We start from the raw sequence: 563 nt of genomic DNA on the forward strand, positions 1-563 counted from the left end.
GCTGAGCAGTGGTTAACGCAGCACCCGCAAGTATTAGCCTCTCAAGCACTGTGGCAAATGCAAAAAAGTAAAGCTCAATATGCCATGCTTGAAACCAAAGCCGATCCTACCATTGGAATTAGTACCGGAAAAAATGATGTCGATAATGTTGTCGGAGTTACTTTTTCTATGCCGTTAAATATTCGTAATGATTACCAAGCTAATGCCAAAGCACAAAACCAACAAGCTATCGCCGCAGAAGCAAATTTTCGTTCAGTAATGCGTAAGCAAAAGTATTTGATACAGGCAAGTACTGCCTCACTAATCTCTAATAAAAAATACCTTGGCCGTTGGCAACAGTTAATGCAAGGACGCGGCGAACACAGCGCGCAGTTATTGCAAAAACAATGGCAAGTAGGTGATTTAAATACCTCGGATTATTTATTGGCATTACAACAAAGAGCGGAAGGTTTATACGCGGGCATTGAATTACAAGCCCAGTTCAAAATAAGCGAAGTGCAATGGCTACTCGATGTAGGACAATTAAATGCGGCAACTAAGCTATTAAACTAAACCTATTATAT

At 40.5% G+C, this 563-nt stretch carries 1 pseudogene; it reads left to right on the plus strand.

Features of this window, described 5'->3' with window-relative positions:
- A pseudogene (locus AAEY62_RS20155) lies at window positions 1–552 on the plus strand (TolC family protein); the annotation flags it as partial.
- Window positions 553–563 lie beyond the last annotated feature (11 nt).

Source organism: Pseudoalteromonas sp. GW168-MNA-CIBAN-0100 (assembly GCF_040309225.1).
GTDB classification, from domain to species: Bacteria; Pseudomonadota; Gammaproteobacteria; order Enterobacterales; family Alteromonadaceae; genus Pseudoalteromonas; species Pseudoalteromonas arctica.